The 25,557-nt window shown below is 59.0% G+C and carries 11 protein-coding genes; 5 read left to right on the top strand and 6 right to left on the bottom strand.

Features of this window, described 5'->3' with window-relative positions; genetic code table 11:
- Nucleotides 1-74 precede the first annotated feature (74 nt).
- The 3 genes from BV106_RS11110 to BV106_RS11100 all read right to left on the bottom strand — a co-directional run bounded on the left by BV106_RS11110 (nucleotide 75) and on the right by BV106_RS11100 (nucleotide 5,200).
- Entirely contained in the window at nucleotides 75-1,979 is a 1,905-nt protein-coding gene (locus tag BV106_RS11110) for a hypothetical protein (RefSeq protein ID WP_038164466.1), read from the bottom strand.
- Between the two features lie 6 nt (nucleotides 1,980-1,985).
- Nucleotides 1,986-2,828 (bottom strand): hypothetical protein, encoded by an 843-nt coding sequence (locus BV106_RS35415; protein ID WP_051945642.1) that lies wholly within the window; start codon nucleotides 2,826-2,828, stop codon nucleotides 1,986-1,988.
- An 89-nt stretch (nucleotides 2,829-2,917) separates the two neighbouring features.
- On the bottom strand, nucleotides 2,918-5,200 hold the full coding sequence (locus tag BV106_RS11100) for an alpha/beta fold hydrolase (RefSeq protein WP_038164464.1): 2,283 nt from the start codon (nucleotides 5,198-5,200) through the stop codon (nucleotides 2,918-2,920).
- An 881-nt stretch (nucleotides 5,201-6,081) separates the two neighbouring features.
- On the opposite strand from BV106_RS11100, the gene BV106_RS11095 reads away from it, so the two are divergent.
- The 5 genes from BV106_RS11095 (at nucleotide 6,082) to BV106_RS11075 (ending at nucleotide 19,906) form a co-directional block, all read left to right on the top strand.
- On the top strand, nucleotides 6,082-6,444 hold the full coding sequence (locus BV106_RS11095) for a hypothetical protein (RefSeq protein WP_038164462.1): 363 nt from the start codon (nucleotides 6,082-6,084) through the stop codon (nucleotides 6,442-6,444).
- Between the two features lie 632 nt (nucleotides 6,445-7,076).
- On the top strand, nucleotides 7,077-8,876 hold the full coding sequence (locus BV106_RS11090; RefSeq protein ID WP_265595549.1) for a hypothetical protein: 1,800 nt from the start codon (nucleotides 7,077-7,079) through the stop codon (nucleotides 8,874-8,876).
- Nucleotides 8,860-11,490 carry a TIM barrel protein gene (locus tag BV106_RS11085; protein WP_038164460.1) on the top strand — a complete coding sequence of 877 codons (2,631 nt, stop codon included), beginning with the start codon at nucleotides 8,860-8,862 and terminating at the stop codon, nucleotides 11,488-11,490. The genes BV106_RS11090 and BV106_RS11085 overlap by 17 nt, the downstream gene beginning before the upstream one ends.
- 604 nt (nucleotides 11,491-12,094) lie before the next feature.
- A complete protein-coding gene (locus BV106_RS11080) occupies nucleotides 12,095-14,494 on the top strand; it encodes a hypothetical protein (protein ID WP_038164459.1) in 2,400 nt (799 codons plus the stop codon).
- Nucleotides 14,495-14,728: 234 nt separating this feature from the next.
- Nucleotides 14,729-19,906, top strand: coding sequence for a toll/interleukin-1 receptor domain-containing protein (locus BV106_RS11075; protein WP_038164458.1), 5,178 nt, complete (start codon nucleotides 14,729-14,731; stop codon nucleotides 19,904-19,906).
- A 340-nt stretch (nucleotides 19,907-20,246) separates the two neighbouring features.
- On the opposite strand, the gene BV106_RS11070 is transcribed toward BV106_RS11075, so the two are convergent.
- The 3 genes from BV106_RS11070 to BV106_RS11060 form a co-directional block, all read right to left on the bottom strand.
- A complete protein-coding gene (locus BV106_RS11070) occupies nucleotides 20,247-20,465 on the bottom strand; it encodes a hypothetical protein (RefSeq protein WP_038164456.1) in 219 nt (72 codons plus the stop codon).
- Between the two features lie 60 nt (nucleotides 20,466-20,525).
- Nucleotides 20,526-22,517 carry an SEFIR domain-containing protein gene (locus BV106_RS11065; RefSeq protein ID WP_038164454.1) on the bottom strand — a complete coding sequence of 664 codons (1,992 nt, stop codon included), beginning with the start codon at nucleotides 22,515-22,517 and terminating at the stop codon, nucleotides 20,526-20,528.
- Nucleotides 22,518-23,418: 901 nt separating this feature from the next.
- The gene (locus tag BV106_RS11060; protein WP_038164452.1) at nucleotides 23,419-25,476 is read right to left on the bottom strand and encodes a TIR domain-containing protein; all 2,058 of its coding nucleotides are present in this window, start codon (nucleotides 25,474-25,476) and stop codon (nucleotides 23,419-23,421) included.
- Nucleotides 25,477-25,557 lie beyond the last annotated feature (81 nt).

Below are 25,557 nucleotides of genomic sequence, written 5' to 3'. Positions count from 1 at the left end.
ACAGGAGGAGGGAGAGGCCTGCATCCTTAAAGCCTCTATTTATCCGCTCACACTACGAATAAGACCGTGACCGGTCAAAGTGACACAGGCACCGACCTGGAGCGGATGTTGCGGAGGCACTTGCGGTACTGCTCATAGGTGAAGGTGGGGGTGTCCTGGAGCCAGATGTGGTCGATGGCGGGGCATTTGCTGAGGCAGACGCCGGCGAGCTGGGAGCTGATGTGGATGCGGCCGCCGGGCTGGTCCCAGTCCCAGAAAGAGCCGAACACCGGCGGACCGTTGAACAGGTAAAACCGGACGCGCTTGCAACAGCGGGGGGTTCGCTGAAAGAACGTCTTCAGTCGGGAGATCACCTTGTCCCGCTCATGCCGTACGCTCCTGACGGTGCGACGCCGGCCACGGGGGCTGTGGTACTCCACGGACTCCAGGAGGGAGTCTGAGGCGAAGTAGATCTCCATGGACTCCCAAGGCTCCTTCCGGAGCAGGAGCGTCTCCTCCAGGGCCTTCAGCAGCCACTTCTGCGTGGCGCCGAGGAAGGCGATCTTGTGGTGGTTGAGGAGGAGGACCCTGGGGGGGAACTTGGTGACGCCATCCGTCCCCATGATGGTGGGGCGAAGGCTGGGAAGATAGTCCTTGGTGAAGGCCCAGTTGCTGGTGGTCTGGGTGTGCCAGCCGGGCACGTTGTTCTGCCTCTTGTAGGCTTCGTGCCAGTGGTGCAGGCTCCCCCAGGAGTAGTAGTCGGCCACCCGGCCGACGGCTTGGGTGATCACGGAGGGAAGCGCACGAAGCGGCTTGCGCTCCCAAAGTTTCTTGGCGTCTACCACCAAGGCATCTCCAGCCAAAGCGGACGCCCGCACGAAGGACTCCTCGGCGACGGGGTCGGGCACGGCAGCAAAGATGCACTGCTGCAACTGTGGCAAAACGAATGCTGCGAACTCCTCCTTGAAAGGATGATACTCAGGAAGCTCTCCTGGTGGGAGCTCAGGAAACTCCGGCGGTACAGCGGGAGCAAGCTCACTACGGCTGGCGAGCATCTGGCGGATGAACTCACGCCGCAGCAAGGTGGGTGGATAGGCATTGCTGCAGGTGAGATCCCTCTGCCGCTTCAAGGGCATGACGTAACGCCACCAGGCGAGGGCGAACGCATCCCCCGAAAGGGCGACCCCGGCGGCATCGGCCACGATCTCCCGCATCCAGGCCCTCCAATAGTCCAGGCGTTGCAAGCCTGCCGCCTGCTTCCCAATCTCTGCCAGGATGAGTTTCGTGATGCCGAAGGCGGCATCGGCGGCGTGCCCGACCTCATGTGAGAGCAGGGCGTAGTACTCCGGAAGTTCGGACAGATCCGCAGGCAAGGTGATGACGGGGAAGACGGCGAGACCGCTCAGCGAGCTCTGGGGGGTGCGCATGACCCGGGCGGTGAGATCGAAGAGGGAGGGAATGCTGAGCTGGGTATCATCATCCCACACGGCAGGGGTCCGCCGGGAGTCGATGGCCACCAGGGGCCCCAGGGGATAGTTTTGCGCACTGACGGCGGGTGTTGACTCCTCGCCCGACTTCCGTTCGGTGTACTTTTTGACAAAGAGCTGGAAGCCTTCCACGCAGATCCAGTCTGCCACCTCCAGAGCGAGCGGACGTGTCCCGGAAGTACGCGGCTTGATGAAGGCCTCCTGTACGAATTCGCGGGCGGTCTCCAGCTCGAAGCGCTGATCGTCCAGCAACTGAATGTAGAGCGCGGAAGGTGAGGTACCTGCGGCATGCTCCTTCTTCAGCCTGGTGTGGAACCCCTCCAGCCGATCGCGATATGCCTTCAGATAGCGATACAGCTCCAGCGCATGGCGCGGCGTCATCCAGAACTGCTCAACCGCTGCAGGCTGGCCGCCAGGAGGCGCGAACCTGACGGCCAGAGTCCCGAGCAAGGTGGCGGCTTTGTCCAGGGTCGACTGTGCATTGCCCAGTACGACCTCAATATCATCGCTCATGCCGTTTCAGATTTTGACATCGAATTCCTGAATGGTCTCCGGGTCGTACGTTGCGCTATAGAGGGCAGCGAAGCCTTCTTTGTCGAGTTTGGAGATTTTGAAGTCGTAGGTGCCCTTGCCCGTGGTGGGGTCGATGGGGTAGTGCATGACGGACTGCCCGTCATACTTGGTGAGCGCAGCACCACCGATCTTTCCTATAACCCACTGCTCCATGTCTGCCTTCTCCTCCTCAGTCATGCCAGCCTGGGCCTGGGGGAGGATGTGCTCATGGCGGCAGCCGATCACATGGCCGAGTTCATGGCGGATGATGCCGACCTGATCATACCCGATGTATTCATCCAGGGCCCCGGGGCCGATGTAGACGAAGCGCTCGTCCTTGGTCGCATTGGGGAAGAAGGCGAGCGCAAGCAGCCCGGGCGAATCCGGGAACGGGTGGAAGGCGAACTGGAAGGCCGCCTCCCCATCCGTCTGCTCGAAGTGGATCTTGTCATAGATCCCCTTCTCCGTGGCGGCATCGTTCCAGTCTTCGGCAGCTTTTTTGCAGAACTTCGTCGCGTTTTCCAGCCGCTTCTTGTTCCCCAGGAAGCTGGCTTCGTCCATCTTCCAGGTGAGGATGGCGGGGGCGCGCCAGCGCATCTTCCGCTTGCCCAGGGTGGCGGAGACGAGCTCGGAGGACTTGGCGTTGGTCTGCGCCGCGCATGCGGAGCTGTCGCACACGGATTCGGCGTAGTCTGGCAGGTCCTCCTCCAGGACTTTGCGGTCGTTTTCAACGATGTAGTAGACTTTGCCATTGAGGGTGATCTTGGGGGCGCTGCTGAGGATCTTTTGCAGGAGTTGGGCTGAGTCCATAGGAAGATGGCAAATGGCAGTTTACAGTGAAGTAGTTTCATCGCCGCCCGCAGTGGGAAGCGGACCGGCGCAGGCGGAGACTGGCACGTTTACACGTACTTGCGGATGATGGGGACGTACTGATTGGCCAGGGAGTGATCTGAGATTCCGAAAGAGGGAATCAGTGAAAGCCCCTCGATCTGGTAGTCGGCACGCGGCAGGGCGAGACCGCCGCGCGTCGCCGGGGTGGCAGCGGCATCGAGTCTTGCCTTCAAGGCATCAAACTCCGCCTGGGTGAGCTCCGTGCTCTTTTCCAGCACTTCCGGCGGCAGTGACAGAGCCGTGCCGCGAGTGCGGACCTCCTGCTGCAACTCGCCGTTGCGATTGAACCAGTAGAGCTTCCCTACGTGGTCATAGCCGGGGGGCACCCGGGTGACGATGTCATTGTTATTCTTGAACCTGAAGTAAGCGCCGGGGTACTTGGCAGCATAGAATTCGACAAGCTGCTCACCGGCGAGCTTGGGCTGGCCGTAGGTGGAAAATCCGGATGCCGGGAAGCTGTCGTAGAGCTCTGCACCAGCGACTGCAGCGAGTGCGCCCCCCAGACTGTGGCCGGTGATCCAGAGCTTCTTCCGCCCCGCCCCCGTGCCCGCACCCGCTTTGGCGAGGAGTTTTTTCACTTCCCCCTCCGCCTTTTTGTAACCTTCATAGAACCCGCCGTGAACGGCTCCGAAGCGGCCGGATCCTTCTGGGACGACGTTAAAATTCCGCAGCCAGTCGCTGATCTTCTGCTCCGTACCCCGGAAGCTGAGAAGGACGACGTCATCGTCCCAACTAACAAAACCCTGAGTCTCCGCAACGTCAAAGGGCTCATAGCCGTGGAAGCCCCAGTCCCCCTTGGCACGAGCCGACATCTCTGACTGATGGCTGCGATAGGCGTCCAAGCTCGCAATGGCGAGAGACAACGCGTTGTGCCAGGAGAAGCCGGCGACCTTCAACTTGCTGCGATCAAACCCAGGCTCTCCTGCCACTTGTGTGCGGGCGCGAACGGCGGTCTCTGAGGAGAAGTGGAGCGCAAGCTCCTGGCCTACACGGACCTCGCGAACAGCCTCAATCGCAGCGGACCCGCTCGTAGGAATCAAGGGAGCACTCAAACCTGCCGCTGCAGCGGAGGCAGGCAGGCTCCGGGTCGCAGCAACTGGCCGCGTGGGATCGTATTCCTGAAGTTCCGGCACTTTGCCCGTGGCAATCGCCATGATGGCACCGTGAATACCAGGCTCGTTTACCAGGGTGCCATGCTCCCCGGTTGCGAGGTAGGTTTTCAAGCCAGGCACCACCGAGGACTTGGTAAGCGCCGCACCATCACCTTCACTGCTCACGAGAGTTGCAGTGCGGTCTGTGTGGCTGCCGTTCCACGGCATGCTGGAGGTGGTGGCATGCCCTTGGGAAATGATGTGCGTGGATTTCGCAAAGATCGGGCTGCGCCAGATTACCGACTTCAAGGCACGGCTCGCATCAAGATGGGCCTGCTGTGGCTTGATGCCACCAGGCCAGCCCGCCTGAGTGTAAAAATCCTCCGCCTCAGGCATCAGCTCTGGATTCGGCAGCATGTCGATCAGACCGGGAAAGCTGGCAGCCATGCGCTGGAAATCCTCAAGTGAATCCAAGATGGCCAGGCGGTCCATCTGGCGGAAGGACGGCGAGTGACCCAGCACCGTCATGGGGACACTGTAGGAACCTCCGAGTGGAGAACCAACAAAGATGCAGTGATGGATCAAGTCCTCCCAGTCACCCCACTTGGCCGCGAAGGTGGCTGCGACCAGACCGCCCATGGAGTGACCGACTAAGATCACCTTTTCCCCCGCTTGCACCGACGGGAGATTGCGCAGCGTCGTATGAAGCTGATCTGCCGCAGCGGTCACACTGCGCCGCCAGTCATAGCAGAAGACGCGGTTCCGGAAGCCCTCCTGCGTCCACGCAGCAAGGGCGCGGTCATACTTCTTGCTCACATAACCGTCCGGTTCCAAAGCGACTCCCGGCTGATCGCTGACGCCATCACTCTGCAGCGGCAGCTGCCGGATGAAGCTGCCTTTGATGAGCTCCAGGAAATCCAGCCAGATCCGGTTGCGACGTCCATTGACATTGGCCAGGTGGCAGTCCGTGATGCCATGCAGCAAGACGATCTCGGGCAGGTCCAGCCGGGGAGGCGGCGCAGGCAGACGTCGTTCAAAGAGGCCCCGCGTCGCTGCGGCAGCGCCACTCTGCAAACGCACCACGGAAGCCTCACCCAGAATGTCCTCAATCTGGCTGGCAGTCCCAGGGTCGAGTCCCGCAACTAACTTACTGAGGTCGGCCTCATCGAAACCAGAAATGATGTCCGTAGTTGTGCTCATAGGCTAATGCACCCCCTATTTACCATCACGAAGAAAAACACAACTGAACTGTTTGCGAAAAATTTGCCCTGGCAACCAAATGCCACTCCTCTCTCGCTCCTCCCGGCAACGGCATGTATTTACATTCGAATGACACGCCCCGATGTGCCAACGACGCAGCCAACGGAAGGGGCGACTGGCCCATGCGCTCCCCCGTTGGAGGCGGATAGTCCCCTTCAACACCCGATGATACCACGAACCCCAGGCGCGAATTGGAAGTCACAGCCTTCAAGCCCGCAATGCCCCCCTGCACGAGCTCGCTCCTTCAGAAGGCCAGGTTTGGCAGGCAAGACCCTCCACCCCGGCATCCATCTGTCCAGCATCCTATTTGAGTCCTCCTCAAGGGGGCTTCGAATATCAACGGAGACAGCCACGTCCCATGCTCATGAAAAAAAGTTACCCTCCCTCAATTTCTGTATTGCGTAGCACAAAACAACCAGATAGGGTCCATTTTATCTCCCCTGACTGACGCGATCCGCACCAGTCAGCCCAGCCCTTCACCCTTCTGCTCTCTCCACTGGTGGCCGCCGGATCTATCATTGCCATTGCGCGAGAGTCCGCCGTTAGCGGGCCGCAGAAAAGCTACCCGGGCCTCCGGATATTTCCCAATTCGAAACAGACCCGTCTACGGTCCCAAATTCGAACCGGGTATGAAATGAGACGGATGCCCGCCTCTAGCACCTCCCTGACACTCAGGCCACCCCAGTTATTAACCAGCAAAGAAGGTTTGGATATCTGCACCAGTTCCCGCGGCGTATTCTCTTTGTCCAAAGACATCTTCGCTTGCGGTTTCCCCCCGTGTCAGTTAGCCTAAACCTTCCCTTGCTGCATTCCTCCCCGCCATGGATCATCTGACTGTTGTCATTACCGGCTGTAAAAACGACCAGCTCCTTGGCCTTTTAAACGATCTCCACATCGCCCAGACGTCATTTGAATTCGACGGACTGGACGCCATTGGAACACTTACGGAAGCAAACGCCAAAGTCCTCTATGCAGCGCTGGACGAGGCCGCCAGAACAGCCTGGGAAGACGAAAGCGCCGACGTCTTCGAGTTTGACAGCGCCTTCTTCCCGGCCGGCCCCACAGCCATTCACCCCGTGCGCCAGCTGCGGGGCAAGGTCGCAGCCAGACTCTCTCGGCGCCGGGAGAATCTGGCGCCCGCATGCGCATCCCCTGGACTGATTTTTGGCACCGCCAAAGCATAGTCCACCTCCCGGGGCCTTCGCCTCGCCCGAGGAGCATTCATACCCCTGACATCCCAGGAAAGCCACGCCCAAGGCAAGGATTGAGACTTGCTTGGATAACAAGCCCGGCGGCCGCGAGCCTTCTTGAGGCTGACGAGGAGCGAAGAGGGCGTGAATGAAAATTCACACCCGGCCAGCATCGCAGTCCAGACTCAAAAGGACCGCAACCCGCAGGAGCAGGCCCTCCTCCCAGCGGGGCAAGAGCGACAAATGCCCCTGCTGGGCCCGGCCACCCGCGCTGCCCTCCCGGCACCCCTCCGCCCCCATGTGCACGCGGCCGCCATGTGCAGCCCTCGGCTCATACCACCCCGGAGAAGCCCGCCGCCTGCGGCAAGCTTCAATCCGCGAATGGCGCACCTCTTCCAGCAGGTTACAGACGGAAGCCGCCGCAAAGCCCCACTTGCGGCTGATGCCGCCCCGTCCGATCTGTTAACACCTATAACCGATACGACAGTTTAGCCAGGTGGACGGAGAGGGAAATCAAGCGCACCATTTGTGCCGTAACAAGAGCAAGTATAAAACTTTTTTGTCGACATCGTAATAATTTTCGTTCTCATTGGATGGTTTTTCCACCTTAGCCCCGTAAGATGCCCATGGAAGATCACGTCGATCCCTACCGGTACTATCTGCACTTCCCAAGCCCGAGCAGCGCCCTGCAACTGGACACCACCCATCCGCAGCAAGGACCGTCAGAGCGGGCCCATTCACTCTCGGACTTTTTTGATTCTGACGAGCAGGATATTGTCCGCGCAGAGCTGGATCGCCTCTTCAATTCATTCCGTACAAAGATTGTCTACGGGCAGCGCCACTATGCCCCCAGCCCCACCTGGAGGGATGAGCTCACCCTCGCAGGCCATGTACCGGCACCGGCAAGATTCGTGGTCAGAGTCCATATCTTTGAGAGCCGTGGGGCAGAAGCCGGGCGGTACCTTGGCTTTGTTTCCTTGCGCCCCCCCAACTACGTCAGCCGGAGGTCAAGGACCAGCCTCGCCGCCCGCCACGGGTTCAGTTATGTCATCGATGCCGAGCTGACCGCTCCGGCGCACATGCAACGTCCCCGGTACCATTTACTCACAACCACAGCCTCATCCGCAAGGCTCGGGGTGCTTCCTTTTCGCAGCGCCGTCTATTCTGCGGCAGGCGTCACAGCACTGGAGGGCTCCGTCTGCGTCCACCTTGCCGTAAGTCAGGCGCTCAATCTTATCATGGGACGTTTCGCTTGCCGGCCCGTCAGCCAGGTGGAGTTCGACTGTCGTCTTCTGGAGATCCTGGCTCGAAAGGGCGAGACCTCCGTCAATCCACAACAGCGGGGCGCCAAGCTGCTCGAGGCGCTTCAGGTCATCCGCGAATGTTGCAATGGAGGCGGTTTCCAGATGACCATCGAACCACGCGCCAATCCACAAGGCCGCCTGAACTCAGAGGAACGCCGCATCGCCTTGCGCTTCCTCACTGACGCTCTCGCGTGTGGCCTGCCAGTCATCGCCCTCGTCAAAGCCGGCCACCTCATTGAGAGCGATGCCAGAGAGCAAATGATCGCCGAAGGCCGGCAGGCCTACCTGGAAAAGCCTCACGCTGTTCTGATCCTGGGCATGCATTTGCTTCACACCGTCGAGGAGTTGGGACGCAAGTTCTTCGACGATCTTCACGGCCGCTTTTCCCCGCTATCAGACAAGGACAAAAAGGAGAAAGAGGAGGAGAAGAACAAGAAACACCACAGGGATGATCTCTACGAACTACCGGGGCGCCTCGTCATCCATGACACGCTCAGTCGCGGCCCCTACTTCGAATGCCTCACCACCGACTTCATGGAGGCCGCAGAATGGGCCTATGGCGATCCCGATTCAGCTGAATCGCGGGAAGACCGCGGCGTCCATTTCCTGGTCATCGGCCCGCCCAATCTGGAGCTGAGCCATGCCCAAGCCCGCACCTTCGCAGAGAGGGTGCTGAAACTCCTTCTTTACCAAAATGGTGACTGGGTACCAGGCAAGAGAAGCCATCATCCAGACTGTGACTCGCTCCGTCTGTATCTCGAGGCAGGCAACGTCCCTCCCAACGACACCCCGAAAACCGACGACTGGCGCTTTATTTGCCGGCTGCTGAATGCGCCCGAGATCGCAGCGCGATACGAGGAAGACGCCAATCTCGAACCCTCAGCCACATCCATCCCTCTCAACGAGCTGCCCTCGGGACACTATTGGGTTGTCGAAGTCCGGCACCCTGCCGCAGACCCGCAACGCACAGGAACCACCATTCACGGTCCCGCCCAAAATCCTCCCGCTTTGATCTACATCTGGAACTCCAACCTGAAGGGGAGGAAAGAAAATCAGCTCGGTATTTCTCCAGTGGTAACCCTTAGATACAAGCAAGCTCACGACCATGGCCAGCCTTCCTGAAGTCAGCCTCATCACCTCGTGGTACGCAGCCCCGCCGTTGCAGCCAGCCCCTTTCAAGGGGCCCGCAGGCCTCGTCCACGCGCTCGAAGCGGGCCAGCCCCTTCTGGACCTCTACTTCCTCGCCCACGGCGACATGGCGTGGTATGCCGACGCCTCCCACCGTGACTTCCCCGATGAGGTGCGAAACTGCCCCCTGGCCCTGGCCGCAGCGCTCGATCTCGCAGACGTCAAGAGGATCGGCGAAGCCCTGCGGGCACTGGTCGTGGAGCACTACAAAGGGAGACTCGTCGGCCCACGCCCCAGGTTTGCGGCGCTGGCCACTTACTGGCCGCACATCAGTGCCGACAATGAGCATTGCCAGCAGGCCGTGAAAGCCGTGCGAAACTCCCTGCTGCTGGCACGCGAACTGGGTTGCCAGCACGTGGAGATTGTGGGAGGAGCAGCCTTCGGCAGCCAGGATCTGGCCAATGGGACCAACCTTCCCAAATCCGCAGGCACCCAGATGAGCATGAAAGAGGTCTTTCGCGCCCAGGCCATGAACCGGCTCTGCGACAGCCTGCGTGAAGTGTTCGACACCCTGCCCTCCGACGGGGCGGGCCAGCACGAGGCCCCCTACCTGTGCGTCGAGATGGAGCCCGGCGACGCCTATCTCATTCAGAATGTAGGTTGTTTCCTAGAACTTCGCCGAAAAATGCTCAAACACACCCAGTTCGCTCCCCGGGTGCTGTTGAACGTTGACCTTGCCCACGTTTTCCTCGCAGACGCCAGCCGTCCTGTCGATGCTTCCGGCAAGCCCGAACCCACACAGATGGAGATGATCTCCAGATACAATCTCTCAGAGTGGATCGGGCATTTTCACATCTCAGACCATGCGCGGAGCCATGCCTCTGATCTCTGCCCGGGCACCTACCACTTTCTCCGTCCAGACTATGAGCCGTGGTTGAAGCTCGCGGCACAGCTCATGGATCAGCGTAAATTCCCCCGGTTCTCCGGCAGCCTCGCCGTTGAGATGGAAGGGTGCGCAGATGTTCATGAAGTCCTGCGCGCCGTGGGCCGTACCCAGCACTGGCTGAGGTCCATCGCCCCCAGCAACTCCAATTCGGAACATCAGAAAAACAAGGGCATCATGATGGCCGTTGACATCGTCAACAGCACCAGCGTGTTTCTACGCGACGGACATTCGCTGGAGCAGAGGGCCACCGTGCTCAACCTCGCCGTTTCCGAACTGTGCAAGGCAGTCCACAAGGCCAATGGTTCGGTCTATTCATTTACCGGAGACGGCGTCATCGCCTTTTTTGACGAACGGCATTTCCCAAGCCCCACCCATGCTGCGGCTCAAGTCATCTCCACTTGCCAGTCCCTTTTTGATGACATGCTGGCGGCAGTCAGACCGCACAACCTCCTGCGCAAGGATGAGGAAAAGAAACTCGCCCTGCGTATCGCCCTGCATGAGGGAACACTCGTAGTTCCCAGCCACGGTCATCTGCAACATCAGGCACTGGGCGCAGATGTCGTCATCACCTGCCGGATGCTCAATTTTGTCAGGCAAATCATGGAAGAAGCCGCCTCCAGCCCTGGTGGGAGCACCTGGAAGACGGGCCTCGCCATCAGTGGAAAGGTCCGCGAACAGCTCTCCGCGAAGGACCAGCTCAACTGGGTGGAATACGCAGCAAAGGATGCGGAGGAGAGCCACAAGCTGCATGGCGGCTTTTCACAATCATCCTTCATGGCCTTGACTGAGGGCGTGTTCACCCGTCAGACAGACGCATCAAAGATCAATGGCAGGTCCGCAGCGAGCATCCGTGGGTTTGTGGCATGCGACTTCTCCATGTTTGACAGTGGCGACTTCGGGAATCTGTACGAGCACACCCTGGAAGAACTGAAAAAGCGCCAAGAACCACCCGAGCTGGAACTGCACTGGTCAACTCCGGATTCGCACCGGCCAGAGGGAGTCATCTGGCGTGATTTCGTAAAGCCCCAGCTAGACCAGGCTCACAAAGTCCTGGCATTCCTGGACAGGGCCAATGCGAACGTGGGCTATGAGATAGGATATGCACTGGGCCAATCCAAGCCCATCGCCTTGGGAAGATTTAAGTCCACCATGCCTGAATGGCACTCCCATCCACCGATGAATATGCAGTTCATCAACCAGATCAACACTGCCGAGGGGGTGTTCGATAGCTTTCTGAAGAGCAATCTGATCGAAGCATCTGGCATCCCCACAGGTGGTTCCAAGATCATGGCCCTTTGTCCCGACAATCCGAAACGCTACTACTCCGGCAAGATCCCGAAGTCGTGGGAACGTGAACCAACCGGCAGATGGGACCTGGCACAGATCTCATCGTTGTTTCATGAAGTCGGCCTGGTCGTCTGGGTTGTACTCCCACCCGATGACTCCGAGGCGCATCGGGACGGCAGAGCCAATTCGACCTTTGCCATTCTCGCCGGCTACGCTCTGGCCCGCCCGGAACTGACTCTCCGTGTTCTCGTTCACGAAAACGCCCCTTCGGTCGCAGACGCCCTCGACCGTTCCGATTGGTTTAAAACGAATGCAGATCTCCAACAGAAGCTCGAAGTCATCCATGAGCAATGGAATGCCGGCACACTCACCTAGCCCTGCATCGGCGCTCCTCTCGTCAGAGGTCACGCAACGGACCAGATCATCTAGCTGGTAGATCAATCTATACGTAGACAGCAGGTCGGGAACTCCGGCCCGCTCAGCCTGTATCTTGCCGAGGAAGTTGATGAACACCCGGAAGTCCAAGGGATGCAGCCATTCGAAGTCTGGGGCCGCATAAGCATCCTTCAGGTCCATGCCCAAAAAGACACGTCGTAATGACTCTACAAATGCTTTGGAATCCGCTTCATCGCCGTAGCAAAAGATCGCCACGCGGAGCGGTGTCAGCACTGCCGGTGTAGGATGGCTCATCGTACTTTGTCCGATAAGAGTTGAGGCGGTCGGCCTGCGGGAATGGTCAGAGTGTCCCACAAGCTAAAGCAAGAAGCTACCTTGCTTCACGCCAGAGGACCGGAGCGCTGGAACCACCCTGGTGGGGCGATCAAATGAAGCTGAATATCACCCTCTCCCGCAGGGTGAACGCTTGCACAAATTTCTCTTTGCGCAAGTGTACCCACCAGGATTTCCCTCTGTTCCTTCTACTGCGTGCGAAAAGTTTCATTTCGCCCACACCCCTCCCCCCCACTAATCTTGAGACACCATGAACCAAAACAACCCACCGCAGGGCACGCCCGCTTCAGAAGCACCCCCGGCCCCTCCGGCGTTCAATGCCTTCATCAGCTACCGGCGCAAGGACGGCGGGAGGGCCGCACGGTGGCTGCGATCATGGCTCACCCAGTTCCGGGTGCCCAAAGCCGTCAAGGCAAAGATGCCCGGTCACAAATTCGTCGAACCCCTTTCCATCTTCATTGACGAGCCCTTCAGCCGCGGGGTGCCAGACTACTATGATGACAACATCCTCCCCGCCCTCCAGAGCTCCGAGTTCCTCGTCGTCATCGCCTCCCCATTGTCCCTCGTCCCCGCTGCCGATGGCAACGCCAACTGGGTGGAACGAGAAATAGGCGACTTCCTCCAGACCCCCAACCAGCACCATCTGATCGTTGCGGCGACGGAGGAATTTGCCACCGATCCTGCCAGTGTCACCCGCCTTCCGGGAGGGCTGCTGCAACTCTACCCCCGCTTGCAGATCCTCTGCCTTGGCTCCCTTTCCTGGCTGCGTGCCTTTCGGCACTCATGGCGGTGGCAGCCACGTGATGCTGCACTGGCCTGTGCCGCCAGCCTGCATCACATTCCCGCAGACTTGCTGCCCCTCCTCAGGCGGGAGGACCAGCGCCGCCGCACCCGTACCCTGGTCGCTTTTTGCACCAGTGCCGCCCTCATCGCCAGCGCCCTGGGTTGGACCACCTACCAAGCTTCGCAGGCGGAGAAACGCGAGATTGAAACCGCCATCACCTACTCCACCGATCTCATCAACACGGACTTCACCGACTCCGGCCTGGAGGGCTTCGCCGCACGTTTCACGGAAAACCGAAACCGCCTCCACCGGCTCATCGAGAAGAGAGGCCTCTCCAACCTCCCCAGCAAGCTCCTGGAAACACTCGTCAGACTCAATCATCACGTTCTCCTCAACCAGCGCATCGGCCTGAACGCCGGCACCACAGCGGGAGAAGAAATAGAACACCAGACACCGCTCCTCCTCGCCGAGCTCAAACGGAGGTCGCCACGAGATCTTACCGTGGCTGAGCTTGAGCTGCAGTTTCACCATCAAATGTTGGTCTCATGGCTAAAAGGGCCGGGCGCCTACAATGCAGAGTCCCTCCGCCACTGTGAAGACAGCCTTTCGCTGCTCAAGACCACCCGGCCCCGGACCCTGGTCAACTGCGTCCAGGAGCTCCAGATCCGGACCGTCGGCATCCAGCATCGCATCGTGTCCGCCGCTGCAGACCTGCCGGAGTACGCGCTCCTCGTCGCCCAGCTCGCCGTGGAGACCGAGCATCTCGCCCAAGGGGACAAGCAATCGTTGAGCACCTGCGCCTCTGCCTACGGAAAGCTTGCTGAATTCGAGACGTTCAAGAAAAACATGCCAGCGTCGCTGGCACAGCTTCAGTCCATGGAGAGGACCTCCGCTGCATCCGGTGATCATGCCCTTTCTGCCACCATGTACCGGCAGAGGGGCCAGCTCCACATGGCCAATCAGGCCTTCCAACAGGCCGCCCAAGATTTCCGGTCCGCAGTGGAGGCCACGGAGACCGTCGTAAGCACGGCTGCCCCGCCGTCAAGTTACTCAGGCCTGGCCCAGATGCAGGGAAACATTCTCCAGATCAACCGTGCCACACTGGTGCACGACCTGCTCAATCTCTGCCAGGCCGTGAGCCTTCTTTCCCAGCCGCCAGACACGGATCGCCTCACCACCCACATCACCCGGGCCGCAGAGGTTTTGAAGGACTTCCATGCCAGCCCCATCCCCCCTGGTTTGATCGAGCTTCCGGACGCGCGCTATGACCTCTTTGCAGCTCAACTCGCCATCATGAAGAACTCACCCCTCGAGGCCGAGAAGAACTTCGCCCTCGGCAGCAAGCATGCCCATCAAGTGCTGCGGCAGACCAACTCCCTCCCCCTCACCGAAATCGCGCTGCAGTGTGACACCGCACTGTTTGAGTTCATGATCAAAGACGAACGCACGGTCGAGGCCAGCGCCATCCTCGGTCGTCTGAAATCCTTGGCCGGCCATCTGCCCCCGGGCACCCCGCCCTTCGCCAAGGACTCCCTCCTCGCGTACAACCAGCTCCGCCAGGCCCGGCTGCAGAAGTCGCAGTCCCAGCCTCAGGACTCGCTTGTTTCCTTTATCCAAGCGGTCGCCAGCCTCCGGCACCTGGCCGACTCCAACCCCGGAAGCTTCCAGGTAGTCAATGATCTCGTCCTCACCGTGCTCGACAACGGTGAGTCCCTCCAGGCATCCCAGCCAGGTTTGGCCGCAACCTGGTATCGCGATGCCCTCCGGCTCCTGGAAAGCGTCCCCGATGCAGCCCGCAATCCCGTCTGGATCGACCAGCACACCAAGCTCCAGAACAAGCTGGACCTCGTGCCAGCCTCTCATTGATTCAGGCACGCTCCCAATAGGAAATGGGCGCGGAGTTCGCAGAGTTCTCCGGGCTTGTAAGAAGAGAAGCCAACAGGGAATGCCGACCATCACCCTCAAAATGAACACACCTGCGCCCGTTTTTCTTTGTGCAAGTGTCTCCACTCCACACGGTTTCGCCACCCCGCTGCCCTGATCCTATTGGCACCTGATTCACCTTTCGCCCTCGCGCCCACGTTAGCCGTCTCTTCAGCGATGCCCCGATCCCTTCCCTACGACGTTTTCCTTTCCCACAACAGTGTGGACAAAGCTCTGGTCCGTGCCTTGGCGGACTGGCTCCAGAGGAACGGCGTGACCTGCTGGCTGGATGAGACCGTTCTCCTGCCTGGTGACATCCTCACGGACAAACTCGGCCACGCCATGGAGCAGAGCATCTCCGCCATCGTCTGCATCGGCCCTGAAGGCGAAGGCCCCTGGATGGCAGAAGAGGTCAACACCCTCCTCAACAAAGCCATCAAGGTCTCCCGACAGCAAAACGATTTTCGTATCATCCCTGTCCTCCTCCCGGGAGCCAATACCGCCGACTTGCGCTGGTTTCTCAAAACCCGCCTTTGGGTAGACCTCACCCAGGGACTCACCGACAATGATGCAGAACTCCTCCGCCTGAAGGCAGCTATCCTCGGCGAAAGGGGGACCGAGGTCCAGCTCGACTCAAACCTGAATCCGTACCGGGGCCTGGAAGCCTTTCAGCCGGAGAACGCCCCCTTCTTCTTTGGACGTACCGCAGAGTGCAAAGACCTGGCGAAGCGGCTCAGAGACTCCCGCTTCGCCGTGATCGTGGGCCCCTCCGGCAACGGCAAGTCCTCTCTGGCCCGGGCGGGCCTGGCGACTGAGGCAGCCCAGAGCATCTTGTCCGGTGTAGCCTCCTGGCGCCGGGTCATCGTCACGCCCGGCGGCCACCTGCTGCGTTCGTTTCTCACCCAGCTCTACGCGGCCCTCCCTGACGAGACCCGGGCCACCACGGTGGATGAGGCGCTGAAACGGGTGCGGCCAGTCTCGAATGACGGGCCCACCCCAGCCGCAGCATGGGCTCAAGGTATTGATGCTGAGTTGCGCAGCTTCTACGCAAAGCCCGGCGAAAAGATTCTCATCATTATTGACCAGTTCGAGGAAATATTCACCCACCGCGGACTGGGCACCACTACCGACGATGAACACATGACCCGCATCCAGCGCACCCTGGACGGTCTGGTCCATCTGCTGAAGAAGGGTGATCCCCGCTGGCACCTCGTGATCGCATTGCGCTCAGACTTCGAACAGCGCTGTCGCGTCTCTCCGGGCTTCTGGGCTCTCTTGGAAAAGGACCACCTGCGCCTGCCCCTGGATGAGCTGGAGGAAGACGGCTGGCGCGCTGCCATCAAGGGTCCCGCCGCGCGGGCCGGAGCCTACCTCGAGGCGGGACTCGTCGAGTCCATGGTCAAGGACGTCTTCCGACAACGCGGCTCCATGCCGCTGCTGCAGCTTGCCTTGCAAAGCCTCTGGGAAAAGCGGGAGGGCGCCAGCCTCACCCACACCGCCTACACCGCCATTGGCGGCGTGGCCAACGCCCTGCAAATCCGCGCTGAATCCTGCCTGAAACTGCTGAAAGCAGAAGACCCCGAGCACCATGAGATCGCCCGCAACCTCTTCCTGCGGCTCACCTCCCCTGGTGAAGGCGTCAGTGACACCCGAAGGCGCCTGGACAAAAGCGAACTGGACTGGGAAAACACGGATCCGGGAAAAGTGGAGCACGTCATCAAAGAACTCTCCTCCACCCACAATCGCCTGATCACGACCGATCGGGAAGCCGTGGAAGTCACTCACGAAGTCCTCATCAGAGATTGTGCCAGCATCAGGGGATGGATCGAAGCCGTCCGATCAGAGATCCCCCCTTTGCGACGGCTGACCCATTCTGCCAGGCAATGGCAGGCCGCAGGCCACGCACCGGAGAGACTCCGCCACACAGATTCCATCCAGGATCTTATCACGTGGGCTGGGAAAACCAGCCTCCGACTGACCTCACTGGAACGCACCTTCATGGACAGCCTCGTCAAGGCCGATCATGAGGCCCAAAAACGTGAGATTGAAAACAAGATCCGGCTGAAAAGAGCTGCGCTAACCGCCTCCATTTTTGCCAGCTTCACCTTGCTCGTCGCGATCTTGGCCCTGTACAATCTCTACCTCGCTCAGCGGGCACAAAAAGCAGCCGCCAAAGCCACCGCCAGCGCCCAGCAGGCACTTGTCACCTCCTTCGTCAGGACCATCGGAGTTCAAGACTACGGCAGCACTTCCCCGGCTATCGAGCACGAGGCCCTGTGGGAAGTCGCCACCTTGGATCACGAAAATGAAGCCGTTCGGAAAGGGCTCCTTCAGGCCTGGAGCACAGAAGGCCCCCTCCCCTATTCCCCCTTCATCCGCACAGGCACGGGGCTTCACGCAGTGACCGGACTTCAACCATCCAGAGTCCCCTGGCTCAAATTTCATCACCAGATCGTGCAAAGCCTTCGCACGCCTGAAAAGGCTGGTGACGATGGCATAGACAGTCTGGCAATCGCGCTCCCCGATGTCATCACCCGGCTCAGCCCGGATGAATTCGACTCCGCCATCACCGCGATACTTCAGTCTCTGTCGTCAAGTCAGCCCGATCATCTTCATTACGACCTTCGGTGCATCATACCGCTGGCCTCCAGAACCAATTCCGATCAGTCAGCACGAGTCGCAAGTCACCTGCTTTCCATGATCGAAGCATCGCTCAATGAAACTACTCAAGTCTCAGAGCTGTTGAGCGCCCTGGCATTGTTCCTTGAGCGCATGACCACCCCAGACCGTGCGGCCTTGCAGGCATCTGCGCTGAAATTGACTCACACCTCTCTCTCATCCCCCGCTCCCCCTGTCCCCATACTGCTGCAGCTGCTGGACAGCTTTGACTCTCCCCACGACAAGGCCTCCATCGACTCACTCCAGCACGCCAGAAAGGCAGTCTTGCTCCACGGCATCGGACAGCTCGATCTGGAGATCGGTGCCTTCATTGGCTCGCTCAGAGACCTGCCTCTCGAACCAGACCACCCAGAGGTACTGAGACGAGCCTGGTTACAGACCCTCATCTTGCGCGGCCCACAACTGGTCGACATAAGTCCGGCGCCATTAGGAAGCTTCGGCGGTCATGCTGTCCTTTTGGCAGGCCTGCAGGATCTCATGAGCCCCGACCAGGCAGGTTGGTTCGCCGGGATTGCCCTCAATGCGTCCCTCAATCACCTGGAAGCTTCACCCACGCTGCCAGAAATGGAATTTGAGCAGACCATGTCTGCCATCACCAGCCTTGCTCCCAGAATCCGCCAGCAAGCCCTCATGCCTATCCTCACTCGACTCATCAGGTATGGAACTTCAACCCACGGCGAATATGGCTGGACTACCCAGATGGAGGAGCGTACGTCGCTTGCTCTTGTCGAACTCTCCAAACGCCTTGATGCAGGTCAACGCGCGTCCCTGATTGACTTGGTGACAGACACCTATGTGTCGCCAACTCCTCCCGAACGATTTCCACTCAGGTGTTTTAATAATTTCATCGAAGATGCGGCAAAGGGCATCAGCCCGACCGACGCCAGTACGCAACGGAAGAAAATTGCCAGGGTATTCGACAAGCCCGGCATTCCCGAAGGATTTCGAGTTGACCACAGCGCCCGCCTGTTGGTCTGCTTCGTAAAGGCCGGCCCATCTGACGAGGCCACGAAAGCCCTCTCTGAGGCGGCGCACCAGCTGCTTCTAAATGGACGCACTGAGGCCCACGACGAAGCATCCAGTTACCATCAATCTCTGCTCGATGCTCACGAAATCTTCGTGAATCAGGCAGGGGAGAATGATCGCAAAGCAATGCGTCTTGAAGCACTTGGTTTGACCACGAAGCTAGTGAAGGCCAGCACAGGCAAATCAGCCGCATTGGACGTCCTGCTGCGAGAACTCGGGACCACAATCAGCAGATTTCCGTCCAACAACTTCGCCTCAGAAGATCAGAATCCAACACCTGCCTCTTCAAAGCTCACCTCCGAAGAGGCCAACTCCATCGGGACCATGCTCCTGAGCTTCCTGTTACCGCAAGAAATATCCCGAGAAAGGGAGCACTACATCCTCGTCAGCCTGGCACATGTGCTTCCCGCCATGGAGCCTCTGCAAGCTTCAGAAATCGCCGGCAGCGCAGCACGGGCCGTCCTGCTTTCCGCCACAAGCGATGAACCCAAGCCGGGGCATCGTGTGAGCGTGGCCAGCCTCATCCCCCATCTATCCAAAGAAACTGTGGCCGAGCTGGCGCTGGCCGTTGAAAAGGACCTCGGCGAGAACGTGCACACCGCCACAGAAGAAGTGCTCACCATACAATTGGATCATTGGAAAGCCCTGACCCTGCGTCGCCTCCCCTTGCAGGAAGCCTCCCAACACATTGCCGCATACGTCAAAGCACAGCTTTCTACAGCTCCACCTGGCAACATGCTCATCGACCGTTGGATGCAGTTCCTCACAGAGTGGGAAGCGCCACTCACTCCAGCTCTCTCAGAGGCCATGGACCTGGCTGCACAAGCATTGGCGAAGTCCCTTGGAGAAAACCATTCCGTCAGAGCTCTGGATGTAGCGCTGGCAAAACATCCAGAGTCCCTCTCCCTCCAGACAAATCACGCCGTCGCACTTGCCACCTCACTCCAGTTGAAGCAGCCAAAGGCTGGATATGACGAGCCCGTGAGACTGATGCAGATCTTGTTCATGTCCATGAAGCGCCTGCCTCAGCAGCATCGCGTGGACATCCTCCCTCCAGCCCTCACCCACCTCGTCGACAAGATTACAAGCAACAAAGCCAGCTACGAACTACAGTCAATCAACGCGACCACCCTGTTTGCGGACCTCGCCAGCCTTGACAGCAGCCCGGCAGAAGCCTCCCGTTGGCACGCCAGAATCGCCTCGGCACTCCTGCCCGCCCTGGAGGAGGCAGAAACGAGGTGGCGCTATGGGGAAGGCGCAAGTTGCCTTCTGCAGTTGACCAGACGCCTCCCGGTCAAAATGAATGCCGTTGAACACTATGCCCTGTCCGCCATCTTCAGAGCAGTTGGCAACCAGACTGCCTCCGGCGAAGCCGTCAATCAGGCCCATGCGATCCTCAATGCCATGACTCTGGACGAACTTGTTGACGTCCTGAAGTGGCCCACCTGCATAGGAAACAACCGGAACAAGGTCCTCCAACTTCTGGAGGAAAAGACCGGCGGGAAGTTTGGCAACGACCTCTGGCAGTTTGTAAAAGCGGCCCCGACCCTTGACCTCACAGAGGACACCCTCAAGCGAGCCCCAGCACGCCCCACCGCAGGGATGGCGGCCAAAGAACTGGAGCAATTCCTCAACTCATCACAGCTCTGACAAGAATGTCAGGATGGCACCAGCCTGGCACCTGTCGGTTCCCAGCAACACCCGCCCCGGCCAGCTGACATCCGCCCCGCAAATACCGCCATCTGCCAACAGGCAATCCCGGGATAGATAAGGATGACTTCACCTTCTGGAGCTCCGTGGCATCCACAAATTTGTCACACATGGCAGATCACCTTCCAGCAGACCTTTGCGCACCCGCTAGACTCACCTGACGAGATTCGCAAAACTGGAATAAGTTCGCCTCGCATCTAACACGATTTGCCAGTCACGATCCTGGATTTCCCCGAACCCGCATGAGGACATCCCGGATGCGGATCAATTGATCCGCCACTTACAAAGACGCATCGATGCGTTCGAAATCAAAGACTTGCATAGGCGGCGGATCGGTAATCCCAATGACGGGTAAATGTGTCAATCCCGTCAAAGCCAGCCACTGCAACCTGCCTGTTTGCAGCCTCAACTTTCTGCGATTCATATCGTCCGGATCCACTTTGAAAGCTGGAGCAGATGCGGTATGTACAATCACCTTCCTTTGTGATTTGGTTGCCATTGATTGCGTCAAGTAAAGAGTTTTGCCACGGAAGAGCGAAAGGTTTCGGATGATAACCTCTCATGTTCGTTTGTCCACGAGAAGACTGAGGAGTCCGCCGTATTCTTCTTGAAGCAGACTTGCAAGGGCCAGTCCATCCTCCTGAGCCATCCAGGAAAACTCCCCGGCCAGGTCCATGCACACGACCATCGTGGGGTGATTTGGCACCAGCCCCATGGGCAGGCACATGTAAGTTCGTGCATACCGTTTCATATTCTTTGCCACCTCTCTGGATACGCCGCAGTTGCATTCATCGAGCGCATCAAGATAGCCAGCAAGGCTGCCTGACGTGGGTTTGCCATCCTTGATTTTGACCACGGGCAGATCGTTGATGAAGATGCAACGATTGTCCGCGAACGCAGTACCAGCAGGACCACGTTCCCCATCCTCACTCAGCGGATACCCCGTAAAAGGCTGCGCCAGAGCCGCTTCTTCAGGCGTACCCTCCCAGTCCAGCAACCTGAAATTCGTGCACAACAGCTTCCCCTTGGCCTCGCGTGGATCCTGGCAAAAAAGTGACACGCGAAGCTTGCTCTGCGACCTCAATTTCTCCTGGGACAGCAGCAGCGAGCTTTCCTTGCCTTCCATGTGGGCCATGTAGTCGGGATAGAGATACTCCCAAAGCCGGGCAACCATGTTACCCATCAAAGTCAGGATCAACTTGCTCAGCTGGGCGATCTCCGCAACTCCAGTTGGAACCAAGGGGGAAGCATCGTAGACATTCAGCACGCGAAACTTCTGGACGTGCCCGGCCTTCGACAGTTTGGCACAAGGATCCTGCACCAAATTGGGGAAAATAGCCGGCTCTATGAGGGCACGGAATGGCTTGAAGTAGCGCCCTTCAAAATCACGAAGAAATGCCTCATCCACGACCACAAACCCCTTTCCACCCACCTTGTCCACCCCTGCAATTCGCGCCAGCCGGTTCACTTCATTCACTCCCTGACCAAAGGGAATCAGATCCGTGTTGAAACTGCTCGCTGCCAACTCCGCGTCAGCGGGCGCCGGCGCCGGTTCGCCTGCTTCTCCAGCTCGCGATTCCAACAAAAAGTTTCCACGCCCAATCCCGACGCGCAATTGCACTTTTACATTGGACCGTTCCAGCTCATCGGAAACATGCCTGACCCACTTGCAGGCAAACTCCAGTGCCTCTTTGTAGAGCGGCGGGCGGAAGCAAACCACCGCACCGTCCAACGTATTGTCACAAAAGACACCTTTGGTGCTGCCCCCCTTCAGCATCTCATGCGTTCGCACATATCCCCAGACTGCCGCATAGATCTTGGCGCGCGCTTCATCATCGTAGCTGTCGGAAAAGTCCGCCACGTCCGCCACCATGATGGTGCCGGCATTCACAGTATCATGATTGTTCTCCATGCTGCTTTCCTTGATCCCTTTCCGCGGTGAAGCAGGCCCTAGCCCGGCAACCTCGTCAGGGTTCTTCCACTTCACCTCTCCTTTCCCAACTTCTTCGATTCTCTTGATGGCGCTCCCGGCACGCCGCACAGGCAGTTCTTGTATCGGGCCAATCGGATGCTCCTCCACCGCCCGCTGGTTGGTAATCAACCGGTAGAGGTTTTCGTAACCCTGATCCTCCTCCAACTGGAAGCTTCCGAGCAAGTAGGAAGAGTCTCTGTCCACATAGGGCGGCAGGCACTGGATTCCGGACTCGTCAAAGGACACCGCCACAAAGCGGTCCTCATTCGACTTCCCGCGATAGACACGGTTCTTGATTATCCGACCCTCCCAGAACACGCCGCATCCTTCATCAGCCGGCACCTCATCATTCACCCGATCCCAGTAAGTCTTGGTGCTGACCATCAGCACCCAATCATTCATCTCGGGTTTCAACTGCCGCTCACACCATGTGGGCCAGCCTTCAACGGGCCGGGTATGAAAGCGGTCCAGCGCCACTTGTATTCCCCCCCGCTGCAATGCCCATGCGAACTGAAGCACCGTCTCACGGTGCTTCTCACTCTCATGGCTGTAGCTGATAAATGCCCGGGGATGTTTCATCGATACATTGGCCGATGGTCTTAACGTGCCGCTACAGAATGTTCAATAATTTTTTCCAGCAATTGATTCATCAAGATTCACGACGTAAAAAAACAGACTTAACCGCCGACCTCCTCACAATCACATGGTCACAATCTTTTAAAAATTCGCCGCCTGGAAATCCAAGGAAACGGTATTTTAAAAGTATTGGGCCCAACCGCAGAAAACACATTCCCCCTCCGGACTACTGCCCCTCATATTTGACGGCGACAAACTTCACACAGGCTGATTGTTAACTTCACAAACCCGCTGGCACTCAGAACCTGTTTGGATAAAAGCGCTGGGGGTGTTGCGAAGCGTCACAACCGATGCGCAACGCCGTCCAGGCTCAAAAAGGCGCAACCCGGAGGGGCTGTTTCAGCCTCGGCGAGGCCTCTCTTATCTTAATCCCTTAATTTATCCTGCCACACCCAGATCTTGGCCAAGACCCTTCACAGGAAGTTGAGCTCAATTCCATAAACTCTGTTATACCCGTCCTGACTTCAGTTTCAGTCCCTGTGTCGTTTTTCCAGTTCGCCCGGTCCTGCTTTTGAAAGCTCCACGGGATCTGGCCCGCCTCGTTCACGGACAGGGCATGGATTCATTATTACCTAAAACCCGTTGCGACAGGGCCTGCCAGGCTTGGTCCGGCTTCCCATCAGGCTCCCCCCCTGCCACAAATGATCAAACACGACCATCGCCCCCCGGCACAATGAGTCGGCGTCCGACAACGTGGACATTGCTTCACCGTCCACGCTTTCCGCTATCGATTCATTGCTCGCAGCCTTCCGGTCCAACGGCCGCAACTGAATCCGTCTCGGCACGCCGGTCACTCAGCGCTTCAAGCACCCGATCCAGCTTCCCCTCGCGGTCTATGGCGCCTCTACAGCGCCTTCTCCAGACCCTTTAAGATGAGCTCCACCATGCGATGCGGATCCACGGTTTCAAACAAGTCGTCCCGCTCTCCCGGGCTTAGACCCGGGTTGACCAGCGTGGGAGCCTTCTCGCGGAGGAGAGCTGCGATCTCAGGGTAGTCCAGCCAGGGCACATGGCGCTCCTGATAGAGCTCCCGCATCTCCTCGGCAAAGGGGGCTTTCTTCTGGTAATGCCACGACGCCTCTGGCCGGTCAATTCCGCGGATGAGGTCGATGGCCAGCTTCGCAGCCCCACCAAAGGCCCCAATGAGGAACACCGGCTGCCCCGCCTGCAAAGACAACACCACCTCCTCCAGCACGCCGGGAATGCGCCCTGCGTACCACCTCAGCGTGCGCTGCCCGTCTGGCGAGACTTTTTCCGTTGGACCAAAGACGCCACCGAGCACGATACGGGCCACCACCCCGCTGCGCGCCTTGTCCGCCTGGTAGGCGCGCATCTCCGTCATGCCGCGAGCCCATGCGAACCGGTGCCGGGGGGACTTTTCCGCAGCAAAGAAGGCAGGTTCAGGAACAAACTCCGGATCAAGGGTCTCATCCACATCCGTGGGTCGCGGCAGGGCTTCGATGGTTGCCACTGCCTTGAGGTCAGACCTGACCTTGGGCGAAGGGCGGGGAATCGGCCATCCGAGATAATTGACGACACGTTCCGGTGGCGGAGCGTCGTCGAGAGACTGGTGAGTGCGCACGAGTTCGAAGAGCCGCTGGGTATAGCCCTCCGCCCCCAGGTGACCACCGTACGCCAGAGTGGCACCTTTGATGAGCAGGTAGCGGGAGATGTCGACCATGCAGTCGCCGAGTTGGAGCAAATCCATCCCACATTCGGCAATATCCGTGCTTTCCGACATGGAAAGAGCCACCTTGGTGCCTTGAGGCAGGCGCACCTTCGCCAGGCGCTGTAGGGGCGTCTGAAAGGGGACCTTCGCCTTGCCCAGTCGCCGCTTTTCTCCCTCACCGACAGGCGGGTCGGGATAGAGCACGCTTGCCCCGTTCGGCAGGCCCACCATGGTAGCCAGCTCTGGCGCCCGACAGAAGACGGTGTCAGTGGCCAGGCTGGCCCGCTTGAGAACCTCCCCAGTGTGCAGATGGCGCAGACTTTCCTTGAGCAGCAAGTCGATCCCCTTCTGTGGATCCCCATCCCAACGAATGCGCGGGACATTCCCCAGATACGGAAAACTGCGCACCTCGCAGCCCGAGAGCGCATCCACCACCACCACGGGACGATGATTCTCTTTGGCCAGCAGCACCTCTTCACGGCACCATTCGCGAGTGGCGTAGAGATCAGTGAGAATAGCAAGCAGCCCCGAGGATTCGGCCACCCCCTCCGCGATTTCCTTGGCGAACTCTGATCCAGTGTCGATATTCCCGGAGTCCACCCAGGCTTCAATAGGCTGCTCCTCGGTCAGGCAGGCAATGAACTGCTTCGTCACCTTTGGCTCCTTCTCCATGTCGAGCTTGGTGTGGCTCAGGAAAAGGCGCACCGGAGCCTTGGAACTATGATTGCCCGCCCCCTGCGTCAGGGCCGCCAGAAACCGGCACAGCTCCACCACGACACGCCGCACCACCGCTGCCGTGACCTTCAGTTCTTTGAGCTTTCTGGTAGCCTCGTCCAGTTCAAGGTCAGCGTCAGAGAGAAATGCCCGCAGGAAATTCACCTTTCTCAGCCGATCATCCAGTGGCCAGGCACCGCCGCTCAATTGCACGGGTACAAAGCGACAGCCAGCTTGCTGGCTCTGCTCCCAAAGATCTGCAACATGGCTGCACCAGGCACTGTCCAGATTCATGCAATCATCTGCCAGCACCAGGACAAAATTCCGCAACGCCTGCCCATACCGAAGAGGGAGCGGGCGGCCATTCTCCCCAAATGGAGAAAACATCGTGGGGATCCGCAGCCCCGGCACGAGTGGGTTGCCATTCAGCTCTCGATGCAAATGCCGCGCCAGTTCCAAGGAACCGCTCGATTTCGGGTGGAAGACGATATGAACGAGAAGAGGCAGGGTGGGGTTCATCGTTTTGTCTTTCAGAGGGTCAAGAACAGCTTACCCCACGCGTCAGCAGTGCAAGCCTGCTCTGCCGGAAGTAAACTACGA

The sequence above is a fragment of the Verrucomicrobium sp. BvORR106 genome (assembly GCF_000739655.1).
Lineage (GTDB): Bacteria > Verrucomicrobiota > Verrucomicrobiia > Verrucomicrobiales > Verrucomicrobiaceae > Verrucomicrobium.
The sequence above is the reverse complement of the archived record's forward strand: the minus strand, read 5'-3'. Positions and strand labels throughout refer to the sequence as shown.